Origin of the sequence: Mesorhizobium sp. B2-3-15 (assembly GCF_006442875.1) — a bacterium.
GTDB classification, from domain to species: domain Bacteria; phylum Pseudomonadota; class Alphaproteobacteria; order Rhizobiales; family Rhizobiaceae; genus Mesorhizobium; species Mesorhizobium australicum.
This window is the reverse complement of sequence record NZ_VFVO01000001.1, coordinates 537,483-555,796: the sequence shown is the minus strand read 5'-3', so window position 1 is coordinate 555,796 and position 18,314 is coordinate 537,483. Positions and strand designations below refer to the sequence as shown.

Annotated in this window: 19 protein-coding genes; 9 read left to right on the top strand and 10 right to left on the bottom strand. The window is 64.5% G+C overall.

All coding sequences use genetic code 11. From position 1 onward, the window contains the following. Positions 1-32 precede the first annotated feature (32 nt). Positions 33-506 (bottom strand): cyclophilin-like fold protein, encoded by a 474-nt coding sequence (locus FJ954_RS02740; RefSeq protein ID WP_140660338.1) that lies wholly within the window; start codon positions 504-506, stop codon positions 33-35. Next, positions 503-1,696: an MFS transporter gene (locus tag FJ954_RS02735; protein WP_140660337.1), complete on the bottom strand. Its 1,194-nt coding sequence runs from the start codon at positions 1,694-1,696 to the stop codon at positions 503-505. Before FJ954_RS02735 ends, FJ954_RS02740 begins: the two co-directional genes overlap by 4 nt. 131 nt (positions 1,697-1,827) lie before the next feature. Here FJ954_RS02735 and FJ954_RS02730 point away from each other — a divergent pair, with 131 nt between their 5' ends. Both FJ954_RS02730 and FJ954_RS02725 read left to right on the top strand, forming a co-directional pair. Then, complete coding sequence (locus tag FJ954_RS02730) at positions 1,828-2,724, top strand: LysR family transcriptional regulator (protein ID WP_140660336.1); 897 nt, start codon at positions 1,828-1,830, stop codon at positions 2,722-2,724. Positions 2,725-2,730: 6 nt separating this feature from the next. Continuing rightward, positions 2,731-3,336, top strand: a complete 606-nt coding sequence (locus tag FJ954_RS02725) for a DNA-3-methyladenine glycosylase (RefSeq protein WP_181177734.1) — start codon at positions 2,731-2,733, stop codon at positions 3,334-3,336. On the opposite strand, the gene FJ954_RS02720 is transcribed toward FJ954_RS02725, so the two are convergent. The 4 genes from FJ954_RS02720 to FJ954_RS02705 all read right to left on the bottom strand — a co-directional run bounded on the left by FJ954_RS02720 (position 3,326) and on the right by FJ954_RS02705 (position 6,722). Next, complete coding sequence (locus FJ954_RS02720; RefSeq protein ID WP_140660334.1) at positions 3,326-5,056, bottom strand: SulP family inorganic anion transporter; 1,731 nt, start codon at positions 5,054-5,056, stop codon at positions 3,326-3,328. The genes FJ954_RS02725 and FJ954_RS02720 overlap by 11 nt on opposite strands. Before the next feature lie 61 nt (positions 5,057-5,117). Further along, positions 5,118-5,396, bottom strand: coding sequence for a helix-turn-helix transcriptional regulator (locus tag FJ954_RS02715; protein ID WP_015314761.1), 279 nt, complete (start codon positions 5,394-5,396; stop codon positions 5,118-5,120). 271 nt (positions 5,397-5,667) lie between these two features. Next, positions 5,668-6,372 carry a phosphatase PAP2 family protein gene (locus FJ954_RS02710; RefSeq protein ID WP_140660505.1) on the bottom strand — a complete coding sequence of 235 codons (705 nt, stop codon included), beginning with the start codon at positions 6,370-6,372 and terminating at the stop codon, positions 5,668-5,670. An 8-nt stretch (positions 6,373-6,380) separates the two neighbouring features. After that, positions 6,381-6,722, bottom strand: a complete 342-nt coding sequence (locus tag FJ954_RS02705) for a hypothetical protein (protein ID WP_015314759.1) — start codon at positions 6,720-6,722, stop codon at positions 6,381-6,383. 168 nt (positions 6,723-6,890) lie between these two features. Between FJ954_RS02705 and FJ954_RS02700 the strand changes: the two genes are divergently transcribed. Together FJ954_RS02700 and FJ954_RS02695 are read left to right on the top strand one after the other, a co-directional pair. Further along, positions 6,891-8,282: a sensor histidine kinase gene (locus FJ954_RS02700; RefSeq protein WP_140660333.1), complete on the top strand. Its 1,392-nt coding sequence runs from the start codon at positions 6,891-6,893 to the stop codon at positions 8,280-8,282. Continuing rightward, positions 8,279-8,941, top strand: coding sequence for a response regulator transcription factor (locus FJ954_RS02695; protein WP_140660332.1), 663 nt, complete (start codon positions 8,279-8,281; stop codon positions 8,939-8,941). Before FJ954_RS02700 ends, FJ954_RS02695 begins: the two co-directional genes overlap by 4 nt. Positions 8,942-9,058: 117 nt before the next feature. Here FJ954_RS02695 and FJ954_RS31440 read toward each other — a convergent pair whose 3' ends face one another. After that, positions 9,059-9,556, bottom strand: a complete 498-nt coding sequence (locus tag FJ954_RS31440; protein WP_181177733.1) for a hypothetical protein — start codon at positions 9,554-9,556, stop codon at positions 9,059-9,061. Positions 9,557-9,818: 262 nt separating this feature from the next. Here FJ954_RS31440 and FJ954_RS02685 point away from each other — a divergent pair, with 262 nt between their 5' ends. Both FJ954_RS02685 and FJ954_RS02680 read left to right on the top strand, forming a co-directional pair. After that, a complete protein-coding gene (locus tag FJ954_RS02685; RefSeq protein WP_140660330.1) occupies positions 9,819-11,822 on the top strand; it encodes a PhoX family phosphatase in 2,004 nt (667 codons plus the stop codon). A 133-nt stretch (positions 11,823-11,955) separates the two neighbouring features. Further along, entirely contained in the window at positions 11,956-12,180 is a 225-nt protein-coding gene (locus tag FJ954_RS02680; protein WP_015314754.1) for a hypothetical protein, read from the top strand. Positions 12,181-12,212: 32 nt separating this feature from the next. Here the strand turns inward: FJ954_RS02680 and FJ954_RS02675 are convergent, their stop codons facing one another. Further along, positions 12,213-13,400, bottom strand: coding sequence for an NAD(P)/FAD-dependent oxidoreductase (locus FJ954_RS02675; protein ID WP_140660329.1), 1,188 nt, complete (start codon positions 13,398-13,400; stop codon positions 12,213-12,215). Between the two features lie 95 nt (positions 13,401-13,495). Between FJ954_RS02675 and FJ954_RS02670 the strand changes: the two genes are divergently transcribed. After that, entirely contained in the window at positions 13,496-13,684 is a 189-nt protein-coding gene (locus FJ954_RS02670) for a hypothetical protein (protein WP_140619882.1), read from the top strand. A 158-nt stretch (positions 13,685-13,842) separates the two neighbouring features. Then, positions 13,843-14,880: a phosphatidylglycerol lysyltransferase domain-containing protein gene (locus tag FJ954_RS02665; protein WP_140660328.1), complete on the top strand. Its 1,038-nt coding sequence runs from the start codon at positions 13,843-13,845 to the stop codon at positions 14,878-14,880. Positions 14,881-14,907: 27 nt separating this feature from the next. Here FJ954_RS02665 and FJ954_RS02660 read toward each other — a convergent pair whose 3' ends face one another. Further along, positions 14,908-15,687, bottom strand: a complete 780-nt coding sequence (locus FJ954_RS02660; protein WP_015314751.1) for an ABC transporter permease — start codon at positions 15,685-15,687, stop codon at positions 14,908-14,910. After that, a complete protein-coding gene (locus FJ954_RS02655; protein WP_140660327.1) occupies positions 15,684-16,610 on the bottom strand; it encodes an ABC transporter ATP-binding protein in 927 nt (308 codons plus the stop codon). The genes FJ954_RS02660 and FJ954_RS02655 overlap by 4 nt, the downstream gene beginning before the upstream one ends. 236 nt (positions 16,611-16,846) lie before the next feature. Here FJ954_RS02655 and FJ954_RS02650 point away from each other — a divergent pair, with 236 nt between their 5' ends. Continuing rightward, a complete protein-coding gene (locus FJ954_RS02650; RefSeq protein ID WP_140660326.1) occupies positions 16,847-18,208 on the top strand; it encodes a cytochrome ubiquinol oxidase subunit I in 1,362 nt (453 codons plus the stop codon). Positions 18,209-18,314: the final 106 nt, after the last annotated feature.

The window sequence follows — 18,314 nt, the reverse complement described above, 5'->3', positions numbered from 1 at the left end:
CGTCTCCTATGAGTTGCTTTCGATTGCGTATGTCAGCGAATGGGCTCGATTCGCAGCGGGAAATTCCCGCGTGCCAGCAGAGGCTCGAAGCCGCCGTCGAAGCGCCCGAGCCGGATCAGCCCGGTGGACCAGCGGTAGCCGGCATAAAACAGCGCCAGATTGCCCCAGGGCGCGAAGTAGCAAAGGTCGCCGGGCCGTTCGTCGCCGAAGGGACCGCTGCCTTGCACGGTGAGCTTGCGCGGGAGATAGGCGATCTTCTCGTTGCCGGCGTAATTGTCGATCGTCAGATCCAGCGGCAGCATGGAGTAGAAATCCCGTGCCGAGGGATTGTCATACAGCGTGGCCGTCATCGTCTGCCCGTTGAAGCTTATCCTGATCTTCATGTCCGTGGGCTGCTGGCTTGCCGGGCCGGCGCCTTGCTGCCCGAAAGCCTGTCCGGGCAGGACCGCCGCCTGCGCGAGCGCGACTCGGAGCAGTGTGCGTCGGCTGAGCTGTCGTTTTGTCATGATTGGCGGCTCGTGGGTGTCGAGGTCGCCGCGGCGACGGCAAATAGCGTCGAGCCGAGGAGAAGCAGCGCCGCGAGCGCGAAGGGGCTCCACCAGCCGGCGGTGTCGAACAGCAAGCCGCCGGCGAACGCGCCGAAGGTGATGGCGAACTGAATCAGCGCGACCTGCAAGCCTCCACCCGCCTCGAGATCGTCGGGGATGACCTTGGCCATCCAGGTGCTCCAGGCCACCGGAATGGGCGAGGTGAACAATCCCCACAGCAAGAGCAGGACCGCGGCCGCGACCGCGACGGGCCCAAGCGCGATCAAGAGCAGCGCGATGACCGAAAGCATGGCCGGCAGGCCAATCAGCACGGCGCCCAGATGCGAGCGCAGGACGAAACCGACGAGGGACGTGCCGACGAGGCCCGCCAGCCCGAGCCCGAGCAGGACCATCGACAGCGTATTCACGTCGAGGCCGGTGATGCCTTCGAGGAACGGTCGCAAATAGGTGGAGAGCGAGAACTGGCCCATGAAGGCGAGCGTGGTCGCCGCCATGCCGATGGCGAAGGCGCGATTGCCGAGAAGGCCGACCATGCGGCCGGCCGAGACGGGCTCCTCGGCGGGCATGCTGGGCAGGACGGCGAGTTGCCAGACGATGGCGGCGAGCCCGATCGGCACCACGATGAAGAAGGCGCCGCGCCATCCGATCAGGCCGCCGAGAAAACTTCCAAGCGGCGCCGCGACGACCGTCGCGAACGCCGTCCCGCCCTGCAGCATGGCGATCGCCCTGGGCAGATCGTCACGCGAGACGATGCGGGCCAGAATGGCTGTCGACAGCGACCAGAAGCCGCCGATCGAAACGCCGATTAGGGCCCGGCCAAACATGAACACAGGATAGGTGGGCGCAAAAGTGATCGCCAGTCCGGAGACCACCAGCACGACGGTATAGAGAAGAACGACCGTGCGCCGGTCCAGCTTCGAGAGCAAGGCGTTGCCGAACAGGCTGGTGACGACGGCGAAGAATCCAGAAACGGAGATCGCTTGACCGGCCTGGCCCTCGGTGATGGCCAGGTCCCTGGCGAGGGGCGTGAGCAGGCTGACGGGCATGAACTCCGAGGCCACCAGAACGAAGGTGAGCAGGGAAAGACAGATCACCGCGCCCCAGGCGCTTGGTGTCTCGACCAGTTGGCTGTCGTAGGTGGCTTCCATGCGCTTTGGCCCGCCGAGGGCCCTCCGACGATTTCGTTGGCGCGTATATAAACAGCCGCGACCGCCTCGATTAGTCGTTGCAATTCGCATGGACTTATCCATCTTGGATATGAATAGGCGGATTTGAGGTCATGAACCGCGACGATCTGAACGACATGCTCTGGTTCCTGGCGGTGGCCGAAGAGCGCAGTTTCACCAAGGCGGCGGCCAGACTTGGAACGTCGCAGCCGACGCTCAGCCAAACCATCAAACAGCTCGAGGCGCGGCTCGGCCTGCGGCTTTTGACGCGGACCACCCGCCATGTGTCGCCGACCGAAGTCGGAGAGAGGCTGCTGCGGGCATTGGCGCCGCGCATCCAGGACATGGAGAGCGACATCGACGCGCTGATGGCGTTTCGCGACAAGCCTTCGGGCACGGTGCGGATCACGCTTTCCGACCATGCGCTGGACTGGATGGTCTGGCCGAAGCTGAAACCGGTGCTGCGGCATTACCGCGACATCCATGTCGAACTGAATATCGACAACGGCTTCCGCAACATCGTCGAGGAGCGGTTCGATGCCGGCGTGCGGCTTGGGGAAAGTGTCGACAAGGACATGATCGCCATTCGCATCAGCCCCGACTGGCGGCTGGTCGTCGTCGCATCCCCCGACTACCTCGCTCGGCATCCGGCGCCCGGTACGCCTCAGGACCTCGTCCAGCATGATTGCATCAACCACCGCCAGTCGCGGTCGGGCGGCCTTTACGCATGGGAATTCGCCAGGGACGGGCGAGAGCTAAGAGTGCGCGTCGACGGACAGCTGACCTTCAATTCGTCGGTCGCGATGATCGACGCGACGTTGAGCGGATTTGGAATCGGCTACGTGCCGGAGAATTTGGTGGCCGGCGACATCCGGTCGGGCCGGCTGGTGCTGATGCTCGATGAATGGTGCCCGCTATTCCCCGGCTATTATCTCTATTATCCGACCCGGCGGCAGAACTCGCCTGCCTTCGCGGTGATCGCCAATGCGTTGCGCCACACGGACGCCTAGACAGACATGACCATGATCGCTCCCCGTCCGCTCGCGCGAGAGGAGCTGCCGGACGATACGGCCGCGCTCGCCCGGTTTCTCCTAGGCAAGCTGGTGGTGCGCGACTTGCCCGAAGGCAGGGTCAGCGGCCGCATCGTCGAGACGGAAGCCTATGTCGTCGGTGATGCGGCCGGGCACGGCTTTCGAGGGATGACGCAGCGCAACCGGTCGCTGTTTCTCGAAGCCGGGCACGCCTATGTCTACCTCGCCTATGGCACCTCCTTCATGCTGAATGTCTCGAGCGAGACGAAAGGGGTCGGAACCGGCGTGCTGATCCGGGCGCTGGAACCGCTGGAAGGCGTCGCGATCATGCGGCTGAACCGAGGCGTCGAGCGCCTGCGCGACCTGGCGCGCGGGCCCGGGAGGCTGGCCGCGGCGTTGCGGATCGATCGTTCGCTCGACGGGATCGACCTGTGCCGGAAAGGCCCGCTGTGGCTCGCCCACGATGAATGTGAGCCCGGCGCGATCGGACGGGGCATCAGGATCGGCATTTCGAAGGACGCCGACCGCCTGCTGCGGTTCTACGTCAGGGAAAGTCCGTTCGTCAGCGGCCCGGCATCGCTCAATCGTTGAGAGACGGCTGCTTCGCCTCTTGTCTCCCCGCCAATTGGTCCCGCGCGTCGCGGATCGACGCGGCATAGGTCACCAGCGGCGGCTTGACGCCGTGATTGATCAGCATGCGCCGGATCTGCGGCGAGGCGCCCGAAATGATGAAGCGCACGCCAGCGCGCCCCGCCTTATGGGCCGCGCTTTCGATGACATTGGCCGCCGTCGAATCGAAAAGCGGCACGGCCGAACAGTCGAGCACGAAGTTGCGGCGCTGGTCGGCGATGCGGTCGAGCACGCTGCCGACAGTGGACGCGGCACCGAAGAAGAAGGCGCCCGAGATGCGGTAGACGACGGTGTCGGCGTCGCTTGCCTCCGCGGAATCATAGGTGCGGGCGCCGCCGACGCTGTCGGCGACATCGTCCTGCGCCAGGTCCGCCTCGACCGCGACGGACTTGGCCATGCGGTCGATGAACAGGATCGAGCCGAGCGCGAAGCCGACGACGATGCCCTCGGTCAGGTCGCGGAAGACGACGATGAGGAAGGTCGCCATCAGCACCAGCGCATCGCCGCGCGATGCCTTGAGCAGCGTGGCGAAGGCTTGTTTCTCGACCATGTTCCAGCAGACCACCGCCAGGACGCCGGCAAGGGCCGCGAGCGGGATGTAGCTGGCAAGCGGCGCCGCCACCAGCATCAGCACCAGCAGGATTCCCGAATGGACCATGCCCGAGACCGGACCGTGTGCGCCGGCCCGCACATTGGTGGCGGTGCGGGCTATGGTGCCGGTGGCGCAGATGCCGCCGAACAAAGCGGACACGACATTGGCGAAGCCCTGCGCCACCAACTCGCAATTCGAGCGGTGCCGCCGGCCCGTCATGCCGTCTGCGACGACGGCCGACAGCAGCGATTCGATGGCGCCGAGCAGCGCGAAGGCGATGGCGTCCGGCAAGACGTCGAGCATCCTGCCGAAGCTGACGGGTGGCATGCCAGGCCATTGCAGGCTGCGCGGAATGCCGCCATAGCGCGTGCCGATCGTCTCGGCCGGCAACGCCAACAGCGCCACGACCAGCGAGGCGAGCCCGATGGCGATCAACATGGCCGGCCATTTCGGCCGCCAGCGCTTCAGCAAGACGATGGTCGCGATGGTCAGCGCCGCCACGACGGTCGCCGCGAGGTTGATCGTGCCGGCTGCTTCGCCAAGCGCGATCAGCTTGGGCACGAACGGTCCGGGCTCCCTTCCCGGCAAGGTCAGCCCGAACAGTTCGACGATCTGGCCGGAGAAGATGATGACGGCAATGCCGGCGGTGAAGCCGACAGTGACCGGATAGGGAATGAACTTGATGTAGGTGCCGAGCCGGAGATAGCCGATGGCAATGAGGAACACACCGGCCATCATCGTCGCCAGCAGCAGGCCGTCGAGGCCGACGCGCGCCACCGTCGCCGCCACCAGCACGATGAAGGCGCCGGCCGGGCCGCCGATCTGGAAGCGGCTGCCGCCCAAGGCCGAGATGATGAAGCCGCCGACGATGGAAGTGTAGAGGCCACGCTCCGGCGTCACGCCCGAAGCGATCGCGATCGCCATCGACAGCGGCAGCGCGACGATGGCGACAGTCAGCCCGGCGATGACATCCGCCTTGAAATGCGGCAGCCGGTAGCCCTCCCGCCAGACCGTCACCAGCTTCGGCGTGAACAGCTCGGAGAATGTCGGCTTCACCGCCTGATGCACTGCCTGACGCGATTGATCCATGGACTGCCCCTGCAAAAGCGGCGGGATCGTCGGCAGGACTGTCGGCGGTCGCCGTCGCGACTTATTCCGGCCCGGCCTTGGGTTCCGGCGGCATGGCGGCCTTGAGGCGCACGCCCCTGCCGCCGCGCTCGCTGGCCTGGTTCTCGCCGATCAGTTCCACCCCGGCTTCGTCGAGAGCCTGGATGACCTTCATCAGCGTATCGACCACGCCCCTGACCACGCCGCCGCTCGCCTCCATGCGCTGGATGGTGGGAAGCGAGACGCCGGCGCGCTCGGCGAGCGTCCTCTGGTCGATGCCGGCCAGCGCCCTTGCGGCGCGCATCTGCGCGGCAGTGATCATCGGCCGGAATCCCCGTCTGAGCCTGCTAGCGTAACGTATAATACCATCATTATCATGTTTCAAGCATCATCATATCGGTTTTAGACGTAACCACACCTGATGCCCATTTTCTTCGATACCTGCCAGGGATTTCAGGTAGGGTGGCATGCATCAGACGCAGGGGGTACGCGGGTGAACGTTTTCAAGACCATGGTAATATCGGCAGGCTTGCTGTCGACGGTTCTGATACTGACGGGCTGCGGAGGGCACCTCATCAACAGGTTGATCTGACTCAGTCAGGCTCCTCGCTCACCGCCTTGCGCCGTTGCAGAAGCCTCGCCACCAACCAGCATAGCATCGCCCAGGCGAAGCCGGCACACCAGCCCGCCAGCACATCCGAGGGCCAGTGGACGCCGAGATAGATGCGGCTGACGCCGACCAGCACTGTCGTCAGCACCGCCAGGAACAGCACGTAGACCTTGGTTGTCCGGCCCGGCAGGAAGCGCGCCGCCAGCGAACCGAGCGTGAGGTAGGTCACCGCCGACAGCATGGCATGGCCGCTCGGGAAGGAAAGCGACGTCTCGTTGACGAGATGCGAAACCAGTTCCGGGCGCGGCCGGTCGACGCCGACTTTCAGCAGGCTCGACAGCACCTGGCCGCCCGCCACGGCAACGAACATGAGAAGCGCCGTCGCCGGGCGGCGGATCAACAGCAGATAGATGATCGTCGCCGCCGTGATCAGCACCAGAACACTGGAGCTGCCGAGGCTGGTGATGTCGCGCATCGCGCCTTCCAGCCATGGCGGACCGATCGGGATCGCCGGTTGACCGGCCTGGCGGAATGCAAGCAGGATTTCGGTATCGAAGGCGTGCGGCGTGGTGGCCCGTGCCACCTCCATCAATTCCTCGAACGCCCACAGCCCACCGGCGATGACCAGGCCGGCCAGCAGCACCGGGAATTCGACCCGGTTGAGCAGAGCTTTCGCGGCGTTCTTCATCGGCACCGTTACATCCGCCCTTGCAGATAGGGCCCAAGCGTGATCAGCGCCACGGCCGCGATTGCCAGCGCGATGCCGGCCGCCTGCAGCGCGTTGACGCGCTCGCCGAAGAACACCAGCGCAACGACATTGACCGAAACCAGCTGGATCACCGCCGAGAGGCTGAACGATACCGACATGCCGAACTCGCGGATCAACCGCAGCATGATCAGATTGCCCAGCGAATAGAGCGCCAGCGTCAGCAGGATCTTGCCCAGGCTGGGCGCCAGCCCCCATTGCTTGGCGGCGGTCGCCGCCAGCAGGAAGATCACCGTCGAAAAGCCGAGCTGCAGAAGTCCCGAAAAACTCAACGTCCCGTCCCCCTCGAAGCGCCTCTTGCCTGATATCGCCGACCTTGTTTCCGAAGCGTGCCGGAACGTCAAGCGACGTCGTTCAAAGGAGGGTCTTGGCAACGGCGAGACTGAAGCTCAATGTGCCGGAATCGCCCAGCCTGTCGATAGAAGGGCGGTCAGGGGTTCATGACTCGTATTTTTCAGAACTTGGCGCGGCGCTGGAGCGAGCTTTCCCTTGCCCTGCAATTCGTCGTTGCCGGCGGTTTTGGGCTGCTGGTCGTCATGGTGATCGTCGGGACCTGGGTGACGACGCAGATCCGGGACGGCGTCACTCGCAATTCGGCCGCCACGACGGCGCTCTATGTCGACAGCGTGATTGCGCCGCTGCTGCCCGACCTGCGCAAGAGCGAGGAGCTCAGCGCATCCGTCAAGCAGGCGCTCGACGAGACGCTCGGCCAGGGCGCGCTCGGCAAACGCCTGGCATCCTTCAGGCTCTGGCGCCGCGACGGCACGATCCTCTATGCGAAGGACTCGGCTTTGACGGGTCGCCGCTTCGACCTGAACGACAATCTGCGTTCTGCCTTCCAGGGCAGCGTCGTTGCCCAGTTCGATACGTTCGACGAGAACGAAGACAAGGAGCGGGCCGCGGGTGTGCCGTTGCTCGAGATCTACAATCCAGTGCGCGAGCCCTGGTCCGGCGAAGTGGTCGCCGTCACCGAATTCTACGAGGTCGCCAGCGATTTCAAGGCTACCCTGGCTTCCGCCCTGCTGTCGAGCTGGCTGGTCGTGGCCGGCACCACCTTGACAGCATTTCTGCTACTGTCGGGCATCGTCCTGCGCGGCAGCCGCATTATCGACGATCAGCGCGGGGCGCTGCGCCGCCAGGTGTCGGAGCTGCAGGGCCTGGTGACCCAGAACAACGCCTTGCGGCATCGTGTGCAGCGGGCGTCCCGCCGCGCCACCGCGCTCAACGAAAGATATCTGCGCCGGATCGGCGCCGACCTGCATGACGGCCCTGCCCAGCTCGTGGCGCTGGCCGCGCTGCGCATGGACAGTCCGGTGTTTACCGGCGACGGGCATGGCAGCGAAGGCCGCTCGACCGAAATCGCCATGATCCGCAAGACGCTGGAGGATGCGATGCGCGAGATACGCGGCATCTGCACCGGTCTGGTCCTGCCGCAGATAGAAACGGCGGCGGCGGCGGACGTGCTGCGGCTGGCCGTCGAGGAGCATGAGCGCCGGACGGGCACATCGGTGACGCTTACGATGCCGAGACATTTGCCGGAGCCCGGCGCTTCTGAGAAGATCAGCATCTATCGCTTCGTGCAGGAGGGGCTGAACAATGCCTACCGCCACGGACGGGGCAAGGATCAGGCGGTGCGTGCAGGCATGAAAAATGGTAGGCTTTTCGTTGAAGTATCGGACGGCGGACCGGGCTTCGATCCGGCGCGGGCCGAGGGGTTGGGCCTTGCCGGCCTCAGGGAGCGGGTTGAAAGCATTGGCGGCCAATTCGAAACACTCACAGGGCCGAAAGGCACGAAGCTGGTGATCCGTCTTTCGGTCGAGGAGCAAGCATGATCGGCACCATCCGCATTGCCATTGTCGACGATCATCCGCTGTTCCGCGAAGGCGTGACGCGCAGCCTGTCGGAGATCGGCGGCTTCGAGATGGTCGGCGAAGGTGCGACCGCGCAGGACGCGGAGCGCATCGCCTCGACCATGCAGCCCGACATATTGCTCATCGACATTTCAATGCCGGGCGGCGGCCTGGCCGCGGTTGCCAGCATCCTTGCCGACCATCCCGCCCAGAAGATCGTCATGCTGACCGTTTCAGAGGCGAATGCCGATGTGACCAAGGCCTTGAACGCCGGGGTGCTCGGCTATGTCCTCAAAGGCGTCGGATCGCGTGCGCTTGCCGATATCCTGCGCAACGTGGCGGCCGGCGAAAGCTATCTTTCGCCGATGCTGTCGGCCCGGCTGCTTTCCGACGTCCAGTCCTTGCAGCCCGCCAACGGCGTGGCGGACCGGCTGCGGCAACTCACCGGCCGGCAGACCGAAATCCTGCGGCTGGTGGCGGAGGGACTGAGCAACAAGGAAGTCGCCTTACGCCTGGAGCTGCAGGAGAAGACCGTCAAGCACCACATGACGGGGGTGCTGTCGAAACTCAACGTGCGAAATCGTACTGAAGCGGCCCTCATCATGCGCGAGTTTCGCGACCGCGACAGGGACCGTTCGTAGCCATCGTGGAACGCCGCGAAACGAGGTCACCTCCGCCGGGGGGCGGCGGAGGTGACGTGTGAAACTGGTCGTTGCCTGTTGACCAGCTTCACAAGGCGAAATTCATAGGGCCGAAATTCAAAGCGCCTTGAGACGGCTGGCGTCGGCCGGTGTGGCACGGCGATCGATGATCGTGCGGCCGAGCTTATCCTTCATGCTGAAACGGCCGTTCTCGATTTTCTCCGTCAAGCCATCCGGGTGCTGAACTGTAATCTTGTTCCCATCCACGTCGACCGTGTCGCCGGTCGTGGCGTTGACATGGCTTGTGCTCTGGTTGCCCTGGCCCTTACCCTTTCCGCTATTCCCGCCGCCGCTGTTACCGCTATTGCCGTTGCCGCTGTTTCCTCCATTGCCGCTGTTGCCGCCACCGCCACCACTGTTGCCGCCACCGCCGTTGCCGCCATTCCCACCGTTGCCACCACCGCCGTTGCCACCCTTGTCGGCATGTGCGGTCGCGGCATCGATTCCAGGCACGAAGCCATGGAAGACGACTCCATAGGGAGCGATGGTCAGCGCCAGGACGGCCGCCGATCTGAGAGCCAGACGGCAACAATGGGCCGTGATCGATCCACGCATACTGATCTCCGTCGATTGAGCCGGCGCGCCCACCCCAACGTTGCAGTGCAACAACATCGCCGAAAGACGTGGTGACCGGAAGCGACCTCCGACCGTTGCGTTTGTCCCCCAGGACCTTTGCAGGCGCAAGCTTGGACCAAAGTCCCAGGCGAGGCGTAAAAATCGGTCTCGTGAGCGAGCGGCAGCGGAGATACCATGTCACGAAAATGTGATCAGCCGACTGTAAGCCGGAAGCTCCAGCCAAAACCCACCAGAGGTTCCCATGACCGAACATCGCTCCCCCGACGCCCGATTCCGCACCAGCCTGCTCGAGGAAAACGAAGGCCCGGCCAACAATCCCAGCGAGAACCGCACCATGGGCGAGATCATCGCCGCGCGGTTCTCGCGCCGTGGCTTCCTCAAGGGTTCGCTTGCCGTTTCGGCGATCGCCGCCACCGTCAGCCCGCTGGCCATGATCGCCGCCGACGATGCCCGCGCCGCGGAAGGCTCAGCGTTCAAATTCGACGAGCTGGAGGCCGGTATCGACGATAAGCACCACGTCGCGCCGGGCTACGACGCCGACGTTTTGCTGCGCTGGGGCGATCCGCTGTTTGCCGATTCGCCGGAATTCGACCCGACGAAGCAGTCGGCGCAAGCCCAGGCCAAGCAGTTCGGCTACAACAACGACTATGTCGGTTACATCCCGCTCGATGGCTCGGCCGAGCATGGCTTGCTGGTGGTCAACCACGAATACACCAACCCGCATCTGATGTTCCCAGGCATCGTCAAGATCGTCGAGAAGGACGGCAAGAAGTCGGCCGAGGTGGCGCCGCTCTCGAAAGAGCAGGTCGATGTCGAGATGGCCGCCCATGGCGGCACCATCGTCGAGATCCGCAAGGATGGCGGCAAATGGCGGGTAATTCGCGACGGCAAGCTCAACCGCCGCATCACCGCCAACACCGAGATGGCGCTGTCGGGCCCGGTTGCCGGCCATGACCGCGTCAAGACCAATGCCGACCCGTCCGGCGTCAAGGTGTTCGGCACCATCAACAATTGCGCCGGCGGGGTCACGCCCTGGGGCACGTATGTGATGTCCGAGGAGAACATCCATGGCTATTTCTCCGGCGAGCTGCCGGAGGGCCACAAGGAGGCCGCCAACTACAAGCGCCTCGGCATTCCGGAAGGCGCCTATGAATGGGGCGCGCACTATGACCGCTTCAACCTGGCCAAGGAGCCGAACGAGCCCAACCGCTTCGGCTGGATCGTCGAGGTCGATGTCAACGACCCGGCCTCGGTGCCGCGCAAGCGCACCGCCATGGGCCGCTTCAAGCATGAGGGCGCCGAATCGATCGTCGCCAAGGATGGTCGAGTGGTCTTCTATCTCGGCGACGACGAGCGCTTCGACTATGTCTACAAGTTCGTCACCAAGGGCATGTTCAACGCCGGCGACCGCGCGGCCAACAAGGATCTGCTCGACGACGGCACGCTGCATGTCGCCAAATTCGCGGAGGACGGCTCGGTCGAATGGATGCCGATCGTGTTCGGCCAGGGGCCGCTGACGGCGGAAAACGGTTTTGCCGGCCAGGCCGACGTGCTGATCGAGACACGTCGCGCCGCCGACCTCCTTGGCGCCACCAAGATGGACCGGCCCGAAGACATCCAGCCCAATGCCAGCAACGGCAAGGTCTATGTCATGCTGACCAACAATTCCAAGCGCAAGGCCGATCAGGTCGACGCCGCCAACCCGCGTGCCGAAAACGCCTTCGGCCACATCATCGAAATCGTCGAGGACGAGGGCGATTTCGCCGCCACCAAGGGCAAGTGGGAAGTGCTGCTGAAATGCGGCGACCCGTCGGTGGCCGCCGTCGGCGCCACCTTCTCCACCGCGACGACGGCCAATGGCTGGTTCGGCATGCCCGACAATTGCGCGGTCGATTCGGCCGGGCGCCTGTGGGTCGCCACCGACGGCCAGGGCCCGAAGGCAACCGGCCGCACCGACGGCCTGTGGGCGGTGGACACGGAAGGATCGGCGCGGGCGACCTCGAAACTGTTCTTCCGGGTGCCGATCGGCGCCGAGATGTGCGGCCCGCTGTTTGCGCCGGACGACCAGACCGCCTTTGTCGCCGTCCAGCATCCGGGTGACGGCGGCGAGGATTGGGAAGCGTTCGGCCGGCCCTCCTATTATGAGGACCTGTCGACCCGCTGGCCCGATTTCAGGCCCGACATGCCGGTGCGGCCGGCGGTGGTCGCCATCACCAAACAGGGTGGCGGCAAGATCGCCGTCTGAGGTCGGGCGAGACAAAAATGAGAGGGGCTCCGGCGATCCGGGGCCTCTCTTTTGTGCGATATCATATTCAAGCCTCGGGAAAGATTGGCAATTTACACGTGGCGCCCTAGATCGTGATCAGGAGATCATCGCCATGCCCAAGTCGATCTACGACCGTGGCCTGCTCAAACCTGACGAAGTGGCCACCTTGCAACGTGTCTTCGACGAGGCCTGCCGCCGACGGCAAGCGCATCCCGAATCCGTCGAGGCGCGTGAATTGGCGCTCACCTTGCTGGCCCTCTACAATGCCGGCATGGTCGACGAGGAGATGCTGACCGAGGCTGTCGGTTTCCGGCGGCTGGAGCCGAAATCGGCGTGACGCCGACGGCAAATGTTGTCCTATGCGGTCGCTCAGCGTGAGGCGCCGGAGGGGCGGGATGAGCCGGCGATCCGCGCAGCTATCGCCTTGGCCAATATGCCGGCATTGGCAAAGCAGCCGCGGATGCTCGGCCGCATGCCGGTGAACCACAGGCCGGGCAGTTTCGGATCGGCCTGGCCGCCGTTGAAGAGCGGAACGCCCTTCTCGTCGAGCACGCCGAGATTGCCGACCATCCGCTCCAGCCCAGTGCGGTAGCCCGTCGCCGCAATGACGATGTCGGGAGCGATCAGGCTGCCATCGGCCAGGATGACGCCGTCGCGGGTGAACTCCCGTACACCGGGCACCACCACGATCCTGCCCGATTTGATGGCATCGACGGCGCCATCGTCGGCGGCGATCGCGGTATAGTCCGAGGTCAGGCGGCTGGCGCCGCCCGCGGGCGCGGGCGGCACGCCGAATTTGGTGAGATCGCCGAATACCAGGCGCTGCGTCACCGCCATCACCGCATCGGCGACGCGCAGCGGCAGGCGCGCCATGAGCGGCGAGAGGCGGTGCACGGCGATCTTGCCGACGCGCTTGGGCAAAAGGGCGGGGCCGTTGCGGGCCGACAGCCAGACAGCGGCGGTATCGACACCGGCCAGATGATTGAGTGCGTCGAAGCCCGAATTGCCGGCGCCCACAACCAGCACCTTCTTGCCCGCATAGGCCTGGGCATCGCCAAAATCCGCCGAGTGGATGATCCGGCCCGCGAACGCCTGCATGCCCGTCCACTGCGGCGTGAAGGGTTCCCGGTCGCGGCCGGTGGCGACAACGACATGGCGCGCCAGGCGCGAGCCGGCGCTGGTGCGCACGACCCAGTGATCGCCCCTGAACGTGATGGACTCGACGGAAACGCCAAACTCCACCGGCAAACGGTTCGCCTCATGGAAATCGTTCATATGGCGGATGACGACGTCCCGGTGCGGAAAGGCAGGGGTGCCCTTGGGATAGGCAAGGCCAGGCAGTGCCGAGAGATCGCGGTGGGTGTTGAGGTGCAGCTGCTCGTGGCGCCGGCGCCAGGGCTCGGCCAGCCGGCTTTCCTTCTCCAGGATCGCCGTCGCCACGCCGGCCTTCATCAAGGCCCTCGCGACGGCCAGCCCGGCGGCGCCGGCGCCAACGACGATCGCCGGCTCGACCGTCACCGCCTGCTCCACCATCGATCTGCTTGTCGTATCAGCCATTCACTCTCGAACCCCATTCGCGCTCGCGGCGGCCCCTGAAGGCTCGCAGGCCGCTGTAACAGTTTGATCGCGCGCAGGACCCGAACGGCAACTCGATGCCGATTTTCGATGGTCCCGCGCCGAGGCGGCTTCGCGTCTGGAGCATTTCCGCCCGGCCGAAACAGCCGGTCGCGGCACCGCGTCAAAACCACGACATGGAGCGCATTACCCGCTTCCGTCCGAATACATCCAGCCCTATATGGCATATCCGCGGCATCGGCGATAATCAGGTCGCGGCAAAGTGATTGATTCGAGGTCCGGGGGCTGGCGGATCTCGTCACGGACGCAGGCATTCGAAACCGGCAACCCGATTTCGGCTACCTTGCGAAAAATCAAGACGCCGTGGCGCGTCTTGCGTGTCGTCGGACACGTCGCGCCATGGACGGCACGCGGAATCTCGACCATGCCCTCCTTGCGGATCTATTTCGACAACCTCCTCGAGGGGGCCTCGCCCAAGGTCGAGCGCCGGGCGCTGACGCATGTCGAACGGCTGGCGCTGGTGCGCCGTCATGGCGACTTCTCGCTCGCCTATTCCACCGCCGTGCAAAGCAAGCTTTCCTATTTTGGCGATGCCGACGGTTACATCGCCTTCGGCACCAAGATGAGGCATCATTTCGCGCTCGGCGATCCGGTGGCGGCGCCGGATCGGCGGCCCGATTACATCAGACGCTTCGTCGAGAGCGCCGGCGGCCCGTGGTTCGTGCAGATCGGCGAACAGACCGCCCAGGTCCTTGCCGGCCTTGGCTACAAGATCAACCGGCTGGGCATCGACACGCGCCTCGTTCTGCCCGACCATGATTTTTCCGGCAAGCGCAACGAAACGGTGCGTTATTCCGAGCGCTGGCTGTTGAAGAAGGGCTTTTCGTTCGAGGAGGACAAACGCACGATCCACCTCGACGAGATCTCCCGGCTGTCTCAAAACTGGCGCGGCGACCGTATCGTCAAGCGATGGGAGATGGGTTTCCTCAACCGACCGTTTTACGATCAGCTCGGCACCGATATGCGCCGTTTCGTGCTGCACGGCCCCGACGGCGACCTCGTCGCCCTGCTCGATTTCGATCCGATGTTCGCCGACGGCAAGGTGATCGGCTACACCACCGCCTTCAAGCGCAAGCATATCGATGCCTCGCCGCATGCCGAGATCGGCCTGACCAAATTTGCCGTCGACCGCTTTCGCGAGGAAGGCATTTCGGTGGTGACGCTCGGCCTGTCGCCGCTGCTCGATGTCGGCCCGAGCGGATTTGCCGAAAGCGAGTTCTGGCGCAACGCCTTCCAGCGCGCCTACGACTCGCCCTGGGTCAACCGCCGCAGGTTCAACCTGCAGGGACAGGCGGCATTCAAGCGCCGCTTCCACGGCGCCGAGGAACCGGTCTATATCGCCTTTCGCGAGGGGACCTACATCGAGATGCTGGGGTTGCTGCGGCTGGTCAAGGCCATTTGAGGCCTCTCTCACGACTTTAGGGCCGCGTCAGTTCCTCAGCCGGTAGCCGGTCCGGAAGATCCAGGCGACGATCGCGATGCAGACGGCCAGGAACACCAGCGTCATGCCGAGGCTGACGACGACCGAGACATCAGCCTTGCCGTAGAAACTCCAGCGGAAGCCGCTGATCAGGTAGACCACCGGGTTGAACAGCGTGATCGTCTTCCAGATGCCTGGCAGCATGTGGATCGAATAGAAGCTGCCGCCGAGGAAGGTCAGCGGGGTGATGATCAGCAGCGGCACCAGCTGCAGCTGCTCGAAGCTTTTCGCCCAGATGCCGATGATGAAGCCGAACAGGCTGAAGGTCACCGCCGTCAGGATCAGGAAGGCGAGCATCCAGAACGGATGTTCGATGTGCAGCGGCACGAACAGCGAGGCGGTGGCCAGGATGATCAGACCGAGGATGATCGACTTGGTCGCGGCGCCGCCGACATAGGCGATGACGATCTCCAGGTAAGAGACCGGCGCCGACAAAAGCTCGTAGATCGAGCCGACGAATTTCGGGAAATAGATGGCGAAAGAGGCGTTGGAGATCGACTGCGTCAACAGCGACAGCATGATCAGTCCCGGCACGATGAAGGCGCCGTAGGCGATGCCGTCGATTTCGGTTATGCGCGAGCCGATGGCCGAGCCGAAGACGACGAAATAGAGCGACGTCGAGATGACTGGCGAGATGATGCTCTGCAGCACGGTGCGGAACGCACGCGCCATCTCGACCCGGTAGATCGCCCAGACCGCGCGAAAATTAGGGGCCGCACGCAGGTTCATGGCTCTTGCCTCAGGAGATTGACGAAGATCTCTTCGAGCGAGCTGTTCTTGGTATCGAGGTCGCGGAACTGGATGCCGGCCGCCTCGAGATCCCTGATCAGCGAGGCGACGCCCGGCCGGTCGCTCTGGTTGTCGTATGTGTAGGTGAGTTGCGTGCCATCCGGCGACAGTTCGAGCGCATAGCGCGAGAGCCCGTCGGGCACGCTGCCGAGCGGCGCGCGCAGCTCCAGCCTCATCTCCTTGCGGCCGAGTTTGCGCATCAGTTCGGCCTTGCCCTCGACCAGGATGATCTCGCCGCGGTTGATGACGCCGACGCGGTCGGCCATGGCCTCGGCTTCCTCGATATAGTGCGTGGTAAGGATGATGGTGACGCCGTCCTCGCGCAGCCGCCGGACCATCGCCCACATGTCCTGGCGCAGTTCGACGTCGACGCCGGCGGTCGGCTCGTCGAGGAACAGGATGCGTGGCTCGTGCGACAGCGCCTTGGCGATCATCAGCCGCCGCTTCATGCCCCCCGACAGCGTGATCGCCTTGGCGTCCTTCTTGTCCCACAGCGACAGGTCGCGCAGCACCTTCTCGACGAAGGCCGGATTGGCCGGCTTGCCGAACAGGCCGCGGCTGTAATTGACGGTCGCCCAGACGCTCTCGAACGCGTCGATGGTGAGTTCCTGCGGCACCAGCCCGATCAGGCTGCGCGCGGCGCGATAGTCCTTGTTGATGTCATGGCCATCGACGGTCACGGTGCCCGAAGAGCGGTTGACGATGCCGCAGACGATCGAGATCAGCGTCGTCTTGCCGGCGCCATTGGGGCCGAGCAGCGCGAAGATCTCGCCGCGCTGGATATCGAGGCTGACTTCCTTGAGCGCGGTGAAGCCGGTGGCGTAGGTCTTGGAGACCCCGGAAATGGACAACATGGAGGGCATGGTTGAAAACGGCTGCCTGAAAGAGGTGACTTGATATAGGCCTGTTGTCGCCCAGTGCAACCGCAAGTCAATGCCCTGCTGCCAGTTCTGGACATCGAAGCGCGGAGCTGGCTGGGAATGCGCCGCGTCCATCCGGTAAAATTGTCCTGTGGCGTTCAGCCTCGCGGCAGGAGGCCGCTTTGACCTGACCCCGCTTCGGGCCTATCCTTCGCGAGTATTTACAGCCGGAGCCCGCCATGGACCCGCTCATACTGTCGCGCATGCAGTTCGGCGCGAATATTTCGTTTCATATCCTGTTTCCGACAATCACCATTGCCCTTGGCTGGGTGCTGCTGTTCTTCAAGCTGCGCTACAACGCGACCAATGATTCCGCCTGGATGCGCGCCTATTTCACCTGGGTGAAGGTGTTCGCGCTGTCGTTTGCCATGGGCGTGGTCTCGGGCGTCACCATGAGCTTCCAGTTCGGCACCAACTGGCCGGGCTACATGCAGCATGTCGACAACATCGCCGGACCGCTGCTCGCCTACGAGATCCTCACCGCTTTCTTCCTCGAGGCGGCCTTTCTCGGCATCATGCTGTTCGGCTTCCGCCGCGTCTCCAACCGCATCCACACGCTGGCGACGGTGCTGGTCGCCGGCGGCACGACGCTGTCGGCGTTCTGGATCATCGCCCTCAATTCCTGGATGCAGACGCCGGCCGGCTTCGAGATGCGCGACAACGTCGCGCACGCCGTCGACTGGTGGGCCATCATCTTCAACCCGTCCATGCCCTACCGGCTGGTGCATATGCTGCTCGCCTCGGGGCTTACCGTATCGTTCCTGATCGCCGGCCTGTCGTCCCTGCGCTACCTCAACGGCGACCGCTCGGAATCGATGTGGAAGGCGCTGCGCACCGGCGTCTTCACCGCGGCGATCCTGATCCCGATCCAGATCCTGGCCGGCGACCAGCATGGGCTGAACACGCTGGAGCACCAGCCGCAGAAGATCGCCGCCATGGAAGCCAACTGGAACACCGGGCCCAACGTGCCGCTGGTTTTGTTCGCGCTGCCCGACGAGGCGGCCAGGGAAAACAAGTTCGAGGTCGCGATTCCGGACGGGGCCAGCCTTATCCTGCGGCACTCGACCGACGGTGTCGTGCCGGGGCTGAACGACTATCCCGGCAACCATCCGCCGGTCTTTCCGCTCTTCTGGAGCTTTCGCATCATGGTTGGCACCGGTCTTTTGATGCTCGCCGTCTCCTGGTCGGCGGCCTTCTTCCTCAAGCGCCGGCATACACTGCCGAGGCCGCTCGCCCTGCTGATGGTGCCGATGGCGCTGTCGGGCTGGCTGGCGACGCTGGCCGGCTGGTACACAACCGAGATCGGCCGCCAGCCATGGCTGGTGACCGGCGTGCTGAAGACCGCCGACGCCGTCGGGCCGGTGGCCGGCAGCCATGTGGCGCTGACGCTCGCCATCTATCTCCTGCTCTACGTGCTTTTGCTGATCGCCTATCTCGGCGTGCTGGTGCACCTGGCGCTGAAGGCGGCCAAGGACGGCGACACCTCGCCGCTGCCGGGTGTCCTCGACGCACCGCTGTCGCAGCCGGCCGCGGGGGAGTGAGCATGTTTTCATTGCAGGCCCGCGCCGCCCCTCACCTGCCTGCCGGCATCCTCTCCCCGTATAGGGACGGGGAGAGGGGCGCTGAGTCCTATGGTTTCGCCAATCG

Excerpts from the sequence above, each read along its gene's own strand:
- FJ954_RS02740 (WP_140660338.1), bottom strand. The coding sequence starts at position 506 with ATGACAAAACGACAGCTCAGCCGACGCACACTGCTCCGAGTCGCGCTC.
- FJ954_RS02735 (WP_140660337.1), bottom strand. The coding sequence starts at position 1,696 with ATGGAAGCCACCTACGACAGCCAACTGGTCGAGACACCAAGCGCCTGG.
- FJ954_RS02730 (WP_140660336.1), top strand. The coding sequence starts at position 1,828 with ATGAACCGCGACGATCTGAACGACATGCTCTGGTTCCTGGCGGTGGCC.
- FJ954_RS02725 (WP_181177734.1), top strand. The coding sequence starts at position 2,731 with ATGACCATGATCGCTCCCCGTCCGCTCGCGCGAGAGGAGCTGCCGGAC.
- FJ954_RS02720 (WP_140660334.1), bottom strand. The coding sequence starts at position 5,056 with ATGGATCAATCGCGTCAGGCAGTGCATCAGGCGGTGAAGCCGACATTC.
- FJ954_RS02715 (WP_015314761.1), bottom strand. The coding sequence starts at position 5,396 with ATGATCACTGCCGCGCAGATGCGCGCCGCAAGGGCGCTGGCCGGCATC.
- FJ954_RS02710 (WP_140660505.1), bottom strand. The coding sequence starts at position 6,372 with ATGAAGAACGCCGCGAAAGCTCTGCTCAACCGGGTCGAATTCCCGGTG.
- FJ954_RS02700 (WP_140660333.1), top strand. The coding sequence starts at position 6,891 with ATGACTCGTATTTTTCAGAACTTGGCGCGGCGCTGGAGCGAGCTTTCC.
- FJ954_RS02695 (WP_140660332.1), top strand. The coding sequence starts at position 8,279 with ATGATCGGCACCATCCGCATTGCCATTGTCGACGATCATCCGCTGTTC.
- FJ954_RS31440 (WP_181177733.1), bottom strand. The coding sequence starts at position 9,556 with ATGCGTGGATCGATCACGGCCCATTGTTGCCGTCTGGCTCTCAGATCG.
- FJ954_RS02685 (WP_140660330.1), top strand. The coding sequence starts at position 9,819 with ATGACCGAACATCGCTCCCCCGACGCCCGATTCCGCACCAGCCTGCTC.
- FJ954_RS02680 (WP_015314754.1), top strand. The coding sequence starts at position 11,956 with ATGCCCAAGTCGATCTACGACCGTGGCCTGCTCAAACCTGACGAAGTG.
- FJ954_RS02675 (WP_140660329.1), bottom strand. The coding sequence starts at position 13,400 with ATGGCTGATACGACAAGCAGATCGATGGTGGAGCAGGCGGTGACGGTC.
- FJ954_RS02670 (WP_140619882.1), top strand. The coding sequence starts at position 13,496 with ATGCCGATTTTCGATGGTCCCGCGCCGAGGCGGCTTCGCGTCTGGAGC.
- FJ954_RS02665 (WP_140660328.1), top strand. The coding sequence starts at position 13,843 with ATGCCCTCCTTGCGGATCTATTTCGACAACCTCCTCGAGGGGGCCTCG.
- FJ954_RS02660 (WP_015314751.1), bottom strand. The coding sequence starts at position 15,687 with ATGAACCTGCGTGCGGCCCCTAATTTTCGCGCGGTCTGGGCGATCTAC.
- FJ954_RS02655 (WP_140660327.1), bottom strand. The coding sequence starts at position 16,610 with ATGCCCTCCATGTTGTCCATTTCCGGGGTCTCCAAGACCTACGCCACC.
- FJ954_RS02650 (WP_140660326.1), top strand. The coding sequence starts at position 16,847 with ATGGACCCGCTCATACTGTCGCGCATGCAGTTCGGCGCGAATATTTCG.